General features: G+C 72.8%; 12 protein-coding genes. 6 read left to right on the top strand and 6 right to left on the bottom strand.

The window, feature by feature from the left end; translation table 11 throughout:
- Positions 1–4: 4 nt before the first annotated feature.
- The 6 genes from OG989_RS25710 to OG989_RS25685 all read right to left on the bottom strand — a co-directional run bounded on the left by OG989_RS25710 (position 5) and on the right by OG989_RS25685 (position 8,374).
- Entirely contained in the window at positions 5–1,399 is a 1,395-nt protein-coding gene (locus OG989_RS25710; RefSeq protein WP_327028739.1) for a pectate lyase family protein, read from the bottom strand.
- Positions 1,400–1,570: 171 nt separating this feature from the next.
- Positions 1,571–2,770, bottom strand: a complete 1,200-nt coding sequence (locus tag OG989_RS25705; RefSeq protein ID WP_327028738.1) for a Gfo/Idh/MocA family protein — start codon at positions 2,768–2,770, stop codon at positions 1,571–1,573.
- 41 nt (positions 2,771–2,811) lie between these two features.
- Positions 2,812–4,293 (bottom strand): mannitol dehydrogenase family protein, encoded by a 1,482-nt coding sequence (locus OG989_RS25700; RefSeq protein ID WP_442791884.1) that lies wholly within the window; start codon positions 4,291–4,293, stop codon positions 2,812–2,814.
- Positions 4,290–5,594 (bottom strand): enolase C-terminal domain-like protein, encoded by a 1,305-nt coding sequence (locus OG989_RS25695; RefSeq protein ID WP_327028736.1) that lies wholly within the window; start codon positions 5,592–5,594, stop codon positions 4,290–4,292. The genes OG989_RS25700 and OG989_RS25695 overlap by 4 nt, the downstream gene beginning before the upstream one ends.
- The gene (uxaC, locus tag OG989_RS25690) at positions 5,591–7,015 is read right to left on the bottom strand and encodes a glucuronate isomerase (RefSeq protein ID WP_151453254.1); all 1,425 of its coding nucleotides are present in this window, start codon (positions 7,013–7,015) and stop codon (positions 5,591–5,593) included. The genes OG989_RS25695 and uxaC overlap by 4 nt, the downstream gene beginning before the upstream one ends.
- A gap of 30 nt (positions 7,016–7,045) precedes the next feature.
- Positions 7,046–8,374: a Gfo/Idh/MocA family protein gene (locus tag OG989_RS25685; RefSeq protein ID WP_327028735.1), complete on the bottom strand. Its 1,329-nt coding sequence runs from the start codon at positions 8,372–8,374 to the stop codon at positions 7,046–7,048.
- A 239-nt stretch (positions 8,375–8,613) separates the two neighbouring features.
- Here OG989_RS25685 and OG989_RS25680 point away from each other — a divergent pair, with 239 nt between their 5' ends.
- From OG989_RS25680 to OG989_RS25655, 6 genes are all read left to right on the top strand, one after another.
- On the top strand, positions 8,614–9,741 hold the full coding sequence (locus tag OG989_RS25680; protein ID WP_151453252.1) for a LacI family DNA-binding transcriptional regulator: 1,128 nt from the start codon (positions 8,614–8,616) through the stop codon (positions 9,739–9,741).
- 19 nt (positions 9,742–9,760) lie between these two features.
- Entirely contained in the window at positions 9,761–11,110 is a 1,350-nt protein-coding gene (locus OG989_RS25675; RefSeq protein WP_151453251.1) for an ABC transporter substrate-binding protein, read from the top strand.
- A gap of 28 nt (positions 11,111–11,138) precedes the next feature.
- The gene (locus tag OG989_RS25670; protein ID WP_151453250.1) at positions 11,139–12,122 is read left to right on the top strand and encodes a carbohydrate ABC transporter permease; all 984 of its coding nucleotides are present in this window, start codon (positions 11,139–11,141) and stop codon (positions 12,120–12,122) included.
- A 137-nt stretch (positions 12,123–12,259) separates the two neighbouring features.
- A complete protein-coding gene (locus OG989_RS25665; protein ID WP_132238380.1) occupies positions 12,260–13,021 on the top strand; it encodes a carbohydrate ABC transporter permease in 762 nt (253 codons plus the stop codon).
- Positions 13,018–13,656: a hypothetical protein gene (locus tag OG989_RS25660; RefSeq protein WP_151453249.1), complete on the top strand. Its 639-nt coding sequence runs from the start codon at positions 13,018–13,020 to the stop codon at positions 13,654–13,656. Before OG989_RS25665 ends, OG989_RS25660 begins: the two co-directional genes overlap by 4 nt.
- A 23-nt stretch (positions 13,657–13,679) precedes the next feature.
- Complete coding sequence (locus tag OG989_RS25655; protein WP_151453248.1) at positions 13,680–14,528, top strand: PmoA family protein; 849 nt, start codon at positions 13,680–13,682, stop codon at positions 14,526–14,528.
- The last annotated feature ends 420 nt before the right edge of the window (positions 14,529–14,948 follow it).

Raw genomic sequence — 14,948 nt, 5'->3', positions numbered from 1 at the left:
CGTCCTAGAGGAGCAGCCGGTCCGCGCCGGCCAGCGCTCCGACGACCGCCGGCACCGCGGGCGCCGGCAGCACCGGACCGCGGCGCAGGGTCGGCGTCCAGCCGGCGTCCGGGGCCAGGTCCGGCTCGTGCGCCGCGTTGTACGCGCCCACCAGGTCGACCGGGCGGGCCCGGTCCCCGGCGGCGCGGACCCAGTTGCCCCGGGTGGTGACGGCGGTGCCGCCCCAGTCGTAGAGCAGGGTGTCGGCCGTGACGCCGGTGCCGAGAGTGAAGAAGTTGTTCTCGGCGACCACGGCGGACTGCACTCCGACGCCGATCGCGTACTCGAAGCCGTCGCCGGCCAGCCGGTAGTGGTTGTTCCACACGTCGACCTGGCCGAAGCGCACCCGGGGCAGCCGCTGGAGCACCCCGTCGAAGAGGTTGTGGTGCAGGCTCACCTTCAGCCGCCCGACGTCCGGGCCGACGGTGTTGGACGAGCCGATCAGCATGACCTTGTCCCGCCCGACGAACCGGTTGTACGAGACGGTCACCAGGCTCGCGGTGTGCGTGACGTCCACCGACCCGTCGTGCACCTGGTACGGCCGGCCGAGGTGCACCGGCTGGCGGCTGTCGGGGTTGTCGCCGTCGGTGAAGGTGTTGTGGTCGATCCAGACGTGCTCGCTGCGGCGCACCGAGATCTGGTCGTACTGGGAGTTCCAGTTGCCGGCGTCGCCGTCGGTGGGGGACCAGGCGGGGAAGCAGTCCCGGGCGTCGTCGAACGTCAGGTTCCGCACGATGGTGTTGTGCGCGCCGTCGAGCATCAGCGTCAGGCCGGTCAGCCGGGCGCCGCGCAGGCCGACGATCGTGGTGTTCGGGCCGACGTTGATCTGGGTCTGCCGGGTCTGGTTCGTCACGGAGCGCACCCGCGCCGCCTCCAGCGGCCCGCTCGGCGCCACCCGACCCCAGACCGCCGGGTCGTACGCCGTGAGATAGGCCGCGAGCGAGTACTCCGGGTCGGCGAGGTCGGCGCAGTCGAGGACGCTCCCGTCGGGCCCCTCGAAGCCGTCGACCTCGCCCCTGACGTAGATGATCTTCGGGGTGGCGTTGCCCCGGTTGGTGGCGTTGTCGCCGCCGAGGGCCGCGACCAGCTCGGCCCGGCTGGAGACCACGTGCACCTGCTCCGGCGTCGCCGCCGCGCCGCCGGTCGTGCCGGTCCCCTCAGCCGCCCAGCCGTCCCCGGACGGCAGCGCCTGCCGGCCCAGGTGCCGGGCGAGCCAGGAGATCCCGCCGTCGGCCGTGTCGACTGCGCCGTTCTGCGCCGGAGCGGCCCCGCCGTCCGAGGCCGGGGCCGCCGTGACGCTCCCGGGTGTCGCCGCGAGCGTCACGGCGACCATCGCCGCGCCCACTGCCTTCTTCCACATCTATCGGACCACCTGTTCGTTGCCGGTCGGGTATCAGGCAACGGTAGGTTTCGCGTTTTAGACGAGTCAATGACAAACGTGTGCAGAAGTGTTGCAACTGATCAAATCGGCCGGTATCGCCCCGGCCGTCCTCGGTCGGGTTGACGCCCCTATATCCGATATGGACCCACCTCAGGCGGGCGGCTCAGTTGCAGTGGGTTGCGGTTCCTCCTGTCCCATTAGCTCCCTGCGGTGCGGCGCCACCGCCCACGGCACCCCCAGCTCCGACAGCAGCGCCCCTTCGTCGGCCGCCCGGCGCAGCAGCCGGTTGATCCCGCGCACCGTCAGCACCCGCTGCGGGCCGTCGCCCGTGGCGGTGACGAGGTCGCCGCCCAGCGGCGCCGGCTCGGGCGCGGTCGTGACGGCCTCCAGCACCGCGGTGAACGGGGCGGTCCGCCCCAGGGGCGCGATCAGCGGCACCTCCGGGTCGGCGCGGTGGGCGAGGAGGTTCTCCAGCAGCCCGCGCCGGCCCGGCACCTCGCGTGCGCCGGCGTCGCCGGGCAGCAGCAACCGGTCGGTCGGGTACTCCAGCACGGCCCGGCCGGCGGTGCCCGTCACGATCACCTCCCCGGCGACGAAGTCCTCCCCGGCCAGGGTCACCGCCGCGACGATCGGTGGTCCCGAACGGGACGACACCCGCAGGGTCGCCGTGTCGTCCACCTCGATCGGCCGGACCCGGTAGCGCTCCACCTCGATCCGCGCGGGGACCACCGGCCCGTTCCCGGCGGCGGCCTCGGCGACCGCCAGGCACTGCATGACCGCGTGCGCCAGCGGGTTGGCCAGGGCACCGTCCAGCACCGGCCGGCCGTGCAGCGTCCGCCGACCGGCCCACGGCGCCCGCGCGTAGTAGGCGTCGGAACGCTGCCAGGACGCCACCGTCGCGATGCCGGTGACGGTACCGAGCCGCCCGGCCCGGACCGCGTCGGTCAGTGCCGTCAGCGCCGCCGAGCCGAGCGCCTGGAAGCCCACCTGGCACGCCCGGCCCGTCGCGGCGAGGGCGTCGGCCAGCTCCCGGTGCTCGGCGGTGGACAGCACCGGCGGCTTCTCCAGCAGCAGGTCGGCGCCCGCGGCGAGCACGTCCAGGGCGATCGGCAGGTGGGTGTGCGGTGGGGTGCAGACCACCACCACGTCCGGCCGGGCCGCCCGCAGCATCTCCCGGTGGTCGGCGTGGACCAGGGTGCCGTCGGGCACCGGTGCCGCCGGCTCGTCCTCGATCGGACGTACGTCGACCAGGGCGACCAGCCGCAGCCGCCCGGCGGCGTGCAGGGGGGCGACGACCCGTCGGTGCCAGCGCCCGTGCCCGTTGGCCCCGACGATCGCGACCCTCGGCACGGCGCTGGCCCGTCCCGGTGGCGCCCCCTCGGCGGCGGCCGTCACCGGGCGCCCGCCAGCGTCGCGGCCACCCCGTGCCGTTGCAGGGCGGTCAGCCACCCGGTCACCTCGGCGCGTACGTCGTCGTCCTCGGCCACCTCGGCGGGGAAGACCTCGCGCAGCGCGAACACCGCGTCGACGGCCCCCGCCGGGGTCTTCGCTCCGGCGGCGAGCGCGGCGCGGATCTCCTCGGCGAGCGGGTCGGCCAGCGGCAGGGGGCTGCCGTCGTCGGCGTGGCCCTGCGCGAAGCGCAGCCAGGCGGCCACCACCAGCGTGGCCCAGTGCGCCGACCGGCCCGCGGCCCGCAGGTCGGCGATGGTGTGCAGGATCCGCTGCGGCAGCTTCTGCGAGCCGTCCAGGGCCACCTGGAGGGTGCGGTGGTGGATCGCCGGGTTGGCGAACCGGGTCAGCACCTCCTCGCCGTACGCGACGACCGAGACGCCCTCGGGCGGGTCGAAGCTGGCCGCCACGTCCTCGGCGACCAGCTGCCGCAGCACCGTGGTCAGGTGCGGCAGGGCCAGCGCGTCGGCGATGGTCTCCCGGCCGGCCAGCGCACCCAGGTAGGCGGCGGCCGAGTGCACGCCGTTGAGGGCGCGCAGCTTCAACCGCTCCCAGGATCCCGCGTCGGCGGTGAGCACCGCGCCGGCCCGCTCCCAGGCCGGCCGGCCGCCCGGGAAGTCGTCCTCGATCACCCACTGCCGGTACGGCTCGGCGACCACCGCCGCCAGGTCAGATACCCCCAGGGCGCGCTCGGCGTCGGCGAGGGTCTGCGCCGTGCTGGCCGGCACGATCCGGTCGACCATGGTGCCGGGGAAGCTGACGTGCTCCCGCACCCAGTCGGCCAGCGGCTCCGGCACCCCCGCGTACGCCACCGACTGCTCGACCAGGCCGCGCAGCCGGCGGCCGTTCGCGGGCAGGTTGTCGCAGCTGACCAGGGCCAACGGCGGGCCCTGCGCGGCGGCGCGGGCGAGCAGCCCGCGCAGCAGCAGGCCCGGGACGGTGACCGGCGCCCGGTCGGTGCGCAGGTCGGCGGCGACCTCCGGGTCGGGCCGCAGCCGGCCGGTCACCGGGTCGAGCTGGTACGCCTTCTCCGTCACGGTGAGCGTGACCACCCGGATCGCCGGGTCGGCCAGCAGCGCCACCACGGCGGCGGGATCACCGGCGGCGTGCCGGGTCCCGGCCAGCGCGCCGACGACCCGGGTGTGGCACCCCTCGGCGCTGGTGGTGGTGACGCTGAACAGGTTGTCCTGCGCGGCCAGCGTCGTCGCCACGTCGGGGTTGCGTGGCGCCACGCCGACGATGCCCCAGTCGCCCCCGGCGTGCGCCATCGCCTCCTCGGTGTAGACCGCCTGGTGGGCGCGGTGGAACGCGCCCAGCCCGAGGTGCACGATCCCCGCCGGCGCGCTGCCCGGGCGGATCAGCGGGCGGCTCTCGGTCGGCAGCCGGCGTAGCGTCCCGAGACCGAGCCGGGCGGCGCCGGTCATCGCCACACCGGTCCGTCGGGGAAGCGGAACTCGGCGATCGACTCCGGCTTCATCGTGGAGCTGTAGCCGGGCGCCTGCGGCAGCAGGTAGCGCCCCTCGCGGGTGCGCACCGGGTCGACGAAGTGCTCGTGCAGGTGGTCGACGTACTCGACCATCCGGCCGTCGAGGCTGGTGCCGACCCGCAGGTAGTCGAAGACCGCCAGGTGCTGGACGTACTCGCACAGACCCACGCCGCCGGAGTGCGGGCAGATCGGCACCCCGAACTTCGCCGCCATCAGGATCTCGGCGAGGACCTCGTTGACGCCGCCGACCCGGCAGGCGTCGATCTGCATCACGCCGATCGCCTCGGCCTGAAGCAGCTGCTTGAAGATGACCCGGTTGGCGGCCACCTCACCGGTGGCGACCCGGCACCGGCCGTCGGTCAGGCCGGTGACCGCCCGCGCGATCCGGGCGTGCCCGAGGATGTCGTCGGCGTGCGTCGGCTCCTCGATCCAGTACGGGTCCACCTCCGCCAGGGCGGTCATGTTGGTGATCGCCTCGTCGACGTCCCAGACCTGGTTGGCGTCCATCATCAGCAGCGCGTCCGGGCCGATCTCCTCCCGGATGATCCGCGCCCGCCGCAGGTCGTCGGCCGGCAGCCCGCCGACCTTCATCTTCATCGCCCGCCACCCCTCGGCGTACGCCTGCCGGGTCAGCGCCCGGACCTTGTCGTCGGGGTAGCCCAGCCAGCCCACCGAGGTGGTGTACGACGGGAACCCGTCGCGCTCCAGCCCGGCCCGGCGCTCGTCCAGCCCGACCAGTCCCTTGTCGAGGATGGCCGCCGCCTCGTCCGGGGTGAGGGCGTCGGTGATGTGATGGAAGTCGATGCTGGCCACCAGCTCCTCGGTGGGCAGCTCGGCGAGCAGCTGCCACAACGGCTTGCCGGCCAGCTTGGCCCGCAGGTCCCAGACCGCGTTGACCAGGGCGCCGGTGGCCATGTGGATGACCCCCTTCTCCGGGCCCAGCCAGCGCAGCTGCACGTCGGCGCTCAGCGAGCGCCAGAACGTCACCGGGTCGGCGAAGATCTCCTCCACGGTCCGGCCCCGCACGTGGTGGGCGAGGGCCTCGATCGCCGCGCAGGTCAGCTCGTTGCCGCGACCGTTGGTGAAGGTGAACCCGGCCCCGGTGACGCCGGCGTCGGTGCGCAGCTCGACGTAGCTGGCCGAGTAGTCACCCCGGTTGATCGCGTCCGAGCCGTCGCCCGCGGCGGCGGTCGGGAACCGCACGTCGTGCACGTCGACGGCGGTGACGGTGACACTCACAGGACATTCTCTCCGATCTTGAAGACCTTCTTCGGCAGCCGGTACGCCAGGTCGACGATGGTCTCGGCCGCCTCGTCCTCGTCGAGGCGGTGCTCGGTGACCAGCCGGGCCAGGTAGGCGGCGTCGACCCGGCGGGCCACGTCGTGGCGTACCGGGATGGAGCAGAACGCGCGGGTGTCGTCGACGAACCCGGCGGTGTTGTAGAAGCCCGCGGACTCGGTGACCGACTCGCGGAACCGGCGCAGCACCTCGGGCGAGTCCAGGAACCACCACGGCGCGCCGAGGTACAGGGCGGCGTACCCGCCCGCCAGGGGGGCGAGTTCCCGGCTGAAGGTGTACTCGTCGAGGGTGTAGAGCACCACCCGCAGCCGCGGGTCGTTGCCGTACGCGTCCAGCAGCGGGGTCAGCGCGTGCAGGTACTCGGTGGCCTGCGGCAGGTCGCCGCCGACGTCGCGGCCGTGCCGCGCGTACAGCCAGCGGTTGTGGTTGCGCACCGAGCCGGGGTGCAGCTGCATGACGAGGCCGTCGTCCAGCGACATCCGGGCGAACTCCAGCAGCATGTGCGCCCGGAACGTCTCCGCGTCGGCCGCGTCGGCGACCCCGCGCAGGCCCTTGTCGTAGAGGCGCGCGGCCTCGTCCGCGCCCAGCGCCAGGGTGCGCGCGGTGGGGTGGCCGTGGTCGGTGCAGGTGGCGCCGGCCGCGATGAAGGCCGTCCGCCGCCGGCGCAGCGCCGCCAGGTAGCCGGCGTACGTGCCGGTGTCCTCGCCGGTGATCTCGCCGAGCTGCGCGACGTTGTCCGCCCAGCCGTCGAACTCCATGTCGGCCACGTTGTCCGGCCGGAACGTGGTGATCACCCGGCCGCCCGGCCCGCCCCAGCCGTCGGCGGCGAGCTTGGCGTGCTGCCCGAGGTCGTCCAGCGGCGACTCGGTGGTGGCGAGCACCTCGATGCCGAACCGCTCGAACAGCGCCCGGGGCCGGAACTCCGGCTCGGCGAGCCGGGCCGCGAGCTCGTCGTAGACGGCGTCGGCGGTGGCCGGGGAGAGCGGGGTGCGCACCCCGAACACGTCGCGGAAGGTCTGCTCCAGCCAGAGCCGGGAGGGGGTGCCCCGGAACAGGTGCCAGTGCGCGGCGAAGCGTCGCCAGATGGTGCGCCCGTCGGGCTCCGTGGGGCTGCCGTCGACGGTGGGCACGCCCAGGTCGGCCGGGGGGACGCCCTGGCTGAGCAGCATCCGGGTGAGGTAGTGGTCGGGCACGATGAGCAGCCGCGCCGGGTCCGGGAAGGGGCGGTCCTCGGCCAGGATCGCCGGGTCGACGTGCCCGTGCGGGGAGATGATCGGCTGGGGCGCGGCCAGCGCGTACAGCCGGCGGGCCACCGCGCGTTGCGCGGGGTCGGCGGGGAAGAGCAGGTCGGTCGTGGGCACGGGTGGGGCTCCTCGGAGGGTGTTCGTGGCTCAGGAGAGGTCGAGCAGGTCGGCGACCCGGACCGGGGCGCCGGTGGTGAAGGAGCGGTTCGCGGCCAGCCCGGTTAGCAGGGCGAGGGCGCCGTCGCGGGCGGTCGCCGCCCGCCCCATCGGGTCCGGCTCGCCGGCGATCAGGACCCGGGCCATCCGGGCGTCGGCGCCGCCGTGCCCGGAGCGGGTGTGCCCGGTCACGGGTACGACCTGCGGCGGCGCCCAGAACGGCCGCAGGGTCAGCGTGGCGGAGCCGGCCTCGGCGGCGGCCTCGTCGCCGTGCAGCGCCGCGCCCTTGAGCGCACCGGCGGACGCCGGGCTGACGTGGTCGCTCTCCACGACCTCCAGCTCCAGGCGGCCCCGGCTGCCGTTGACCATCACCCGGTAGCCCTCGTAGGGGGCGTACGCGGTGAGGTGGTAGGTCATCGTCGCGCCGGTGGAGTAGCGGGCGAGCACCGCCATGTCGTCCTCGATGTCCACGCCCGGGGCGAAGACGTTGCGGTCGCGCTGGTAGCCGTCCTCGGCCTCGGCGTCGAGGTAGAGCTCGCGCAGTTTCGGGTGCGCGTCGAGCCGCAGCGCGAACGGGTCGTCGTCGGCGGCGGGGGAGCCGTGCGCCCGCTCGTAGTCGCGGGCGTAGCCGTGCCGGTGGCCGGCCTCGCCGTAGAAGAACAGCCGGCCGGTGGCGTACACCTCGACGGGGGTGGCGTCCAGCCACCAGTTGACCAGGTCGAAGTGGTGGCCGGCCTTGTGCACCATCAGCCCGCCGGAGTGCGCCTTGTCGCGGTGCCAGCGGCGGAAGTAGTCGGCGCCGTGCCGCACGTCGAGCAGCCACTCGAAGTGCACCGAGCCCACCTCGCCGATCGCGCCGTCGGCGAGCAGCTCGCGCAGCTTCTCGTGCAGGGGGTTGTAGCGGTAGTTGAACGCCACCCGCACCTGCCGCCCGGTGTCGGCGACCGCGTCGAGGATCTGCCGGCAGCCGGCCGCGTCCACGGTCATCGGCTTCTCGGTGATGACGTCGCAGCCGGCCCGCAACGCCGTGTCGACGTGCGCGGCGTGGGTGTCGTCCACGCTCGTCACCACCAGCACGTCGACGCGCTCCTTGGCGAGCATGACGGCCAGGTCCTCGGCCCGGTACGTCGGCACCGGCGGGTGGCCCAGCTCGCCGAGCCACCGGTTGTGGGCGTCCATCCGGGCCTGGTTGACGTCGGCGAACGCGACGAGTTCGGCGGTGTCGGCGTGGTCGCGCACCAGCGCCCGGACGAACATCTCGGCCCGGGACCCGGTGCCCACCAGGGCGTGTCGGACCCGTTGACCGGTGCTGGACGACATGTCGACCGCCTCCCGTGTTGCTGCAAAGGTTTGCAGCGAAATAACCACGCGCCGCGCGGCGGCGTCAACGATCGATGCCAAACCGGCGGCATAGATCCGTTTTGATAGGCATTTGAGCACATGGTGGGAGCGTGGCCGAAACGCATCTGTAACCATCGGCCGTTGACACCGGCACAACCGTTTGCATTAATTGGCGGCACCTGACGTGACCCCAGCCACACTGGACGAAGGGCCCCGCCGTGCCAGCCACCATCCGAGACGTCGCCCGGGCCTCCGGCGTGCACATCTCCACGGTCTCCCGCACGTTCTCGGCCCCGCACCTGGTCAACCCGGAGACCCGGGGCCGGGTGCTGGCCTGCGCCGAGGAGCTCGGCTACCGGCCCAACCGCGCCGCCCGCGCCCTGATCACCGGCCGTACGCACAACGTCGGTCTGATCATCGCGGACATCGCCAACCCGTTCTTCCCGCCGCTGATCAAGGCGGCGGAGAGCCAGGCCCGCCAACGCGACTACCACGTGTTCGTGGCCGACACCAACGAGGACCCGATCGCCGAGGAGGAGCTGGTCCACGCCCTCGCGAAGCAGGTGGACGGGGTGCTGCTGTGCAGCCCGCGGATGAGCAACAGCATGATCGAGCAGCTCAGCCGCGAGGTGCCGCTGGTGGTGATAAACCGGCAGGTCGCCGGCCTGCCGTGCGTCACCATGGACGTCGGGCAGGGCGCCCGGTCGGCCATCGAGCACCTGCTCGGCCTCGGCCACCGGCGGATCGCGCTGCTCAGCGGGCCGCGCGGCTCGTGGACCAGCCGGGAGATCCGCCGGGCGGCCGGCGTCGCGGCGCGGGCCGGGGGCGCCGAGTTCACCGTCCTCGGGCCCAACCAGCCCACCGAGATTGGCGGCGCGGCCCTCGCCGAGCAGGTCCGCCGCAGCGAGGCCACGGCGGTCCTCGCCTACAACGACCTGATGGCGATCGGCCTGATCGAAGGGCTCGACGCCGTCGGGATGCGCGTCCCACAGGACGTGAGCGTCGTCGGCATCGACGACATCGCCCTGAGCCGGCTCACCCGGCCCAAGTTGACGACGGTGGCCACGCCCAACGCGGCCGCCGGCCGGACGGCCGTCGACATGCTCCTGCAACACGACACCGTCGCCGCCCGTGGCTCACGCGGCGGTCGGGGTGTCACGAGCGACGACCGTCGTACCACCGCACAGGTAATGCTCCAGACCGAACTGGTCATCCGCGACTCGACCGCCGCCGCGCCGGCAGACGGTCGGAACCGCCCCGACGCCGAGTTGGTCGTCCCGGGCCCGCATCGCCTTGCGGGCCCGGGTCGCCCGACCGCGGCCACCGGTGGCGTCGTCGCCTCCTAACGCCAAGGAGTGAGCGCACATGCACCCCGCAACGCCCCCCACCACTGGCACGCAGGCCGTGCCCGTTCACCGTACCCCCGTCCGCCGACGGCGGTTGATCCGCGGCCTGCTCGCCACGGTCGTCGCCCTGCCCCTGGTCCTCGGTGCCGCCGCCTGCGGCGGCGACGACGAGGCCAGCACCGACCCGAACGCCCCGGTCAAGCTCTCGGTCTTCTGGTGGGGCGGTGAGGCCCGGGCGAAACTGACCGAGGAGGCCCTCGCCCTCTACACCAAGAAGCACCCGAACGTCACGTTCGAGAAGACCTGGCAGGCCAACCAGGGCTACTTCGACAAGCTGGCCACCCTCACGGCCGGCGGCAACCCGCCGGACCTCTTCCAGATCGACGACAACTACCTGGCCGAGTACGCCTCGCGCAGCACCACCCTCGACCTGACGTCGTACAAGGACTCCGGCGACCTCGACGTGTCGAAGTTCCCCAAGAGCCTCTGGCAGTACGGCGTGGTCGACGGCAAGCTCGCCGGCGTGGCCGCGGGGGAGAACACCCAGGGCCTGGTCTACAACAAGACGCTGCTGACCAAGAACGGCCTGCCCGAGCCGACCACGGGGATGAGCTGGGAGGAGCACATCGCCTGGGCCGAGCAGGTGGCGAAGAAGACCAAGGTGCCCGGCACCCAGGACCCGAGCGCCGACTACAAGGCGTTCTGGGTGTGGCTGCGCCAGCAGGGCAAGGACCTCTACAAGGGCAAGGAGCTCGGCTTCACCGCCGAGGACGTGACGAAGTGGTTCGACCTGTGGAAGGGAGCCCGGGACCGGGGCGCCACCCCGACCCCCGACGTCATCCACGAGGGCAACGCCACCGACATCACCAAGCAGCTCGTGGTCACCGGCAAGGCCGGCACCAGCTGGGTCTGGGTCAACCAGATGCCGGAGCTGAAGAAGAACACCAAGGACGAGCTGGGCGTCATCGCCTACCCCGGTGACCCGAGCGCCCAGTGGGCCCGCGCCTCCATGTACTGGTCGGTATTCAAGGGCAGCAAGCACAAGGACGTCGCGGTCGACGTGATCAACTTCCTGGCCAACGACCCCGAGGCGGTCAAGATCCTCGGCACCGACCGTGGCCTGCCGTCGAACCTGGACCTGCGCCGGGTGGTCAGCGACGACGTCACCGACCCGGCGATGAAGCAGTCGATCCAGGTCGAGTCCGACCTGGCGGAGAAGTTCGGCGAGGCGCCGCAGGTCCCGCTCAAGGGGCACAGCAAGGTCCGCTCCGAGCTGATCAAGGCCGCCGAGAACGCCCAGTACGGCCGGATCAGCTCCGCCCAGGCGGCGGAGCAGTTCATCGCCGCCTGCAAGACCGCCATCGCCTGACCCTGACGCTACCGAGAGGAACCGGCTCGTGGCCCTGACCACGGCGCCCGGTCCGACCCGACGACGTACCGGATCCGTCCCGACCCCCGCCGGCAGGCGCGGGGTCGGGCGGTCCCGGCACGGTGACGGTCTGGCCGGCTACGTCTTCCTGTCGCCCTGGCTGCTCGGCCTGCTGGCCGTCACGGCGATACCCATGCTCCTGTCGCTCTACCTGAGCTTCACCAACTACGACATCCTCACCCCCTTCTCCGAGGTGGAGTGGGTCGGGCTCGCCAACTACGAGCGGATGTTCACCGCCGACCCGTCGTACTGGCACTCGGTGCGGGTGACGCTCACCTTCGCCCTGATCGCCGTGCCGCTGAAGCTGGCGGCCGCCCTCGGGGTGGCCCTGCTGCTCAATCGCGCCTGGCGCGGCGTCGGGCTGTTCCGCGGCCTGTTCTACCTGCCGTCACTGCTCGGCGGCAGCGTCGCGCTGGCCATCGTCTGGGTGAACATGTTCAACCGCGAGGGCGCGTTCAACTCGCTGCTGGGCGTCTTCGGCATCGAGGGCAAGCCGTGGGTCAACGACCCCGACTGGGCGCTGGAGACCCTCATGGTGCTCGCCATCTGGCAGTTCGGCGCGCCCATGGTGATCTTCCTGGCCGGCCTCAAGCAGGTGCCCACCGAGCTCTACGAGGCGGCCTCCGTCGACGGCGCCGGCAAGTGGCGGCAGTTCGTCGCCGTCACCCTGCCGATGCTCTCGCCGGTGATCTTCTTCAACCTGGTGCTGGAGACCATCAACGGCTTCCAGGGCTTCACCGCCGCGTTCGTGCTCAGCAACGGCACCGGCGGCCCCGTCGACTCCACCCTGATGTACACGCTGAACCTCTACATCACGGGCTTCACCAACCTGGAGATGGGCTACGCCTCGGCGATGGCCTGGGTCTTCCTGCTCGCCATCGCGATCATCACCGCGATCTTCTTCAGCACCGGGCGGTTCTGGGTGCACTACTCGGACGGGGAGGACCGGTGACCGCGACGGCAACCCCGACGGCAACCCCGGCGACGACCGGCCCGCGCGGCCCGCGCCGGGCCAGCGGCGGCGGGCAGGCCGTGCGCCTGCTCATCCTGATCGCGATCGTCGCGGTCGTGCTCTACCCGCTCTTCTGGATGATCGGTACGTCCCTGAAGAGCCAGGAGGAGATCGTCAACAACATCGGCCTGCTGCCGAACGAGTTCACCCCCGGCAACTACGCCGACGGCTGGACCAACTTCGACTTCAGCTTCGGCCGGTTCTTCCTCAACAGCGCGATGGTCAGCCTGCTGACCGTGGTCGGCAACGGCGTCTCCTGCCTGCTCGCCGCGTACGCCTTCGCGCGGCTGCGGTTCCGGCTGCGGGGCGTCTGGTTCGCCGTCATGATCGGGACGCTCCTGCTGCCCGGGCACGTGCTGATCGTGCCGCAGTACATCCTGTTCCGCAGCCTGGGCCTGGTGGGCGGCGAGTGGCCGTACCTGCCGCTGCTGATCCCGCAGTTCCTGGCCACCGAGGCGTTCTTCGTCTTCCTGATGGTGCAGTTCATGCGGGGCATCCCGCGCGAGCTCGACGAGGCTGCCAAGATCGACGGCGCGAACGCCTTCGGCATCTTCCGGCACGTGATCCTGCCGCTGAGCCGGCCGGCGCTGGTCACCACGGCGATCTTCTCGTTCATCTGGACCTGGAACGACTTCTTCCGGCAGCTCGTCTTCCTCTCCGACCTCGAGGACTACACCGTGCCGGTGGCGCTGACCCTGTTCATCGACTCGACGAGCCAGAGCGCCGTCGGCCCGATGTTCGCCATGTCGGTGCTGTCGCTGCTGCCGGTGTTCCTGTTCTTCGTGGCCTTCCAGCGGATGCTGGTGGAGGGCATCAACACGAGCGGACTCAAGGGATGAGGCCGCACCGGGACGACGGGCCGGACCGCGAGGACGGGCCGGCCCGCCGCGACTGGCGGGACGTGCTCACCGACGCCACGGACCTGGCCGTGCTCGGCATCGTCCTGACCCTGGCGGCGCTGCCGGTGCTCACGGCGGCGGCGGCCGTCGCCGCCGCGAGCGCGGCGGTGCACGACCGGTACACCGTCGGTTCCTGGCCCTCCGCGCGGGAGAACCTGACCCGGTACGGCCGCGCCCTGCTGCCCGGCGCCGGGGTGAGCGTGCTGACGCTCGCCGCCTTCGGGCTGCTCGCCGTGAACGTCGCCGCGCTGGCCGGTGGCCGGGTCCCCGGCGGGGCACCGCTGCTCCTGGTCACCGTCGTGCTGGCCGCCGCCCTGGCCGGGTACGCCGCGCTTGTGGTGGTGGAGGTCGGCCGCCGCGGTGGCCGCGGCTGGCGGGAGGCCGCCGGTGCCGCCGCCGGCGCCTGCCGCGCCCGCCCGGGCACCTGGGCCGCCGCCGGCGGGGTCAGCGCCGTCGCGGCGCTGCTCGCCGTCCTGGTCATTCCGGTCGCGGTGCCCATCCTCGCCGGGTACGTGGTCGCCGCCCTGCACGCCGTCGCGCGGCGGACCGTGCCCGCCCCGGTGGGACAGTCGTGACGGGCGGCGACCGGCGGGCCGGCGTGACCGAGAACGATCGGCAGCTCAGCGTCGACGACGTGCCGGTGGCCCGGTACGTCGTCGACCCGGCGATCGACCCCCGGCACGGCCCCCGCCCGTACCTGCACCCCGTGCGGACCCTCGGCGGGACCGTGGTCACCGACGCGTTCCCGGCCGACCACGTCTGGCACCTCGGCGCGTCCCTGGCCGTGCAGGACGTCGACGGCACCAACCTCTGGGGCGGGCGCACCTACGTCCGCGACACCGGCTACACGTGGCGCGACGACCACGGCCGCATCGCGCACACCCGCTGGGAGACCCGCGACCCGCAACGGCTCGCGCACCAGCTGGAGTGGCGGGACCGGGACGGGGCGGTGCTGCTCACCGAGCGGCGGGAGCTGGCCGCGCAGCGGGTCGGCGAGCGGGCCTGGGCCCTCGACGTCGGGTACACGCTGACCGCCCCCGCCGACCGGGACGTCGCCCTGGGCAGCCCGGCGACCAACGGACGCCCGGGTGGCGCCGGCTACGGCGGCTTCTTCTGGCGGGCGGTCAGCGCGACACCCGCGCGGGTGTGCACCGCCACCGCCGAGGGGGAGGACGCGGTCAACGGCAGCGACGCGCCGTGGCTGGCCTTCGCCGGCACCGGGCCGGACGGGGCCGCGTACACGCTCGTGCTGGCCGGCCTCGCGGAGGGCGACCGCTGGTTCGTCCGCACCGCGATGTACCCGGGGGTCTGCGTGGCGTTCGCCTTCGACCGGCCCAGGGTGATCACCGCGGGTACGAGTCGCACCGGGCGGCACCGCGTGGTCGTCGCCGACGGCACGCTCGACCAGGCGACGGCCGCCGCGTTGGCCGCCGGCGGGACGGTGTGACGCGGCCCTCCCACCCCGGATTTGACGATCTTGTCGGGCGGGCGTAACTTTCTCTCTGCCAGCGCGGAACGGACGAACAGGGTGAAAGCCCTGGCGAGGCCGGAGCGCGGTGAGACCATCGATCCGGGTGGGGTTCTCCCACCGGGGCCGGCACGGGCGGTGCCCCGGATCCGTCGCGAGGCGGATTTGGCGAGGCGGAACCGACCGGGTAAGGTTCACGGCCGGCAGGGATCCGGGCGAGCTCGCGGGAAACCGCGAAGCGGCCGGTCTGCCGAACTTCCCGAAAATCGTCGGCGAGAGTCGACGTAATCGGGATGCCCGGAAATTGGGTTGAAGTGGTGCGGATCGCTACGAAGCGGTTTGACACGGCGGAAACCATCGGGTAACGTAGTAAAAGTGCCCGGCGCGAGAGCGCCGGAC

The sequence above is a fragment of the Micromonospora sp. NBC_01740 genome (assembly GCF_035920365.1).
Taxonomy (GTDB): domain Bacteria; phylum Actinomycetota; class Actinomycetes; order Mycobacteriales; family Micromonosporaceae; genus Micromonospora; species Micromonospora reichwaldensis.
This window is presented reverse-complemented; position numbering and strand designations above follow the sequence as displayed.

Excerpts from the sequence above, each read along its gene's own strand:
- OG989_RS25710 (WP_327028739.1), bottom strand. The coding sequence starts at position 1,399 with ATGTGGAAGAAGGCAGTGGGCGCGGCGATGGTCGCCGTGACGCTCGCG.
- OG989_RS25700 (WP_442791884.1), bottom strand. The coding sequence starts at position 4,293 with ATGACCGGCGCCGCCCGGCTCGGTCTCGGGACGCTACGCCGGCTGCCG.
- OG989_RS25685 (WP_327028735.1), bottom strand. The coding sequence starts at position 8,374 with ATGTCGTCCAGCACCGGTCAACGGGTCCGACACGCCCTGGTGGGCACC.
- OG989_RS25675 (WP_151453251.1), top strand. The coding sequence starts at position 9,761 with ATGCACCCCGCAACGCCCCCCACCACTGGCACGCAGGCCGTGCCCGTT.
- OG989_RS25665 (WP_132238380.1), top strand. The coding sequence starts at position 12,260 with ATGATCGGTACGTCCCTGAAGAGCCAGGAGGAGATCGTCAACAACATC.
- OG989_RS25660 (WP_151453249.1), top strand. The coding sequence starts at position 13,018 with ATGAGGCCGCACCGGGACGACGGGCCGGACCGCGAGGACGGGCCGGCC.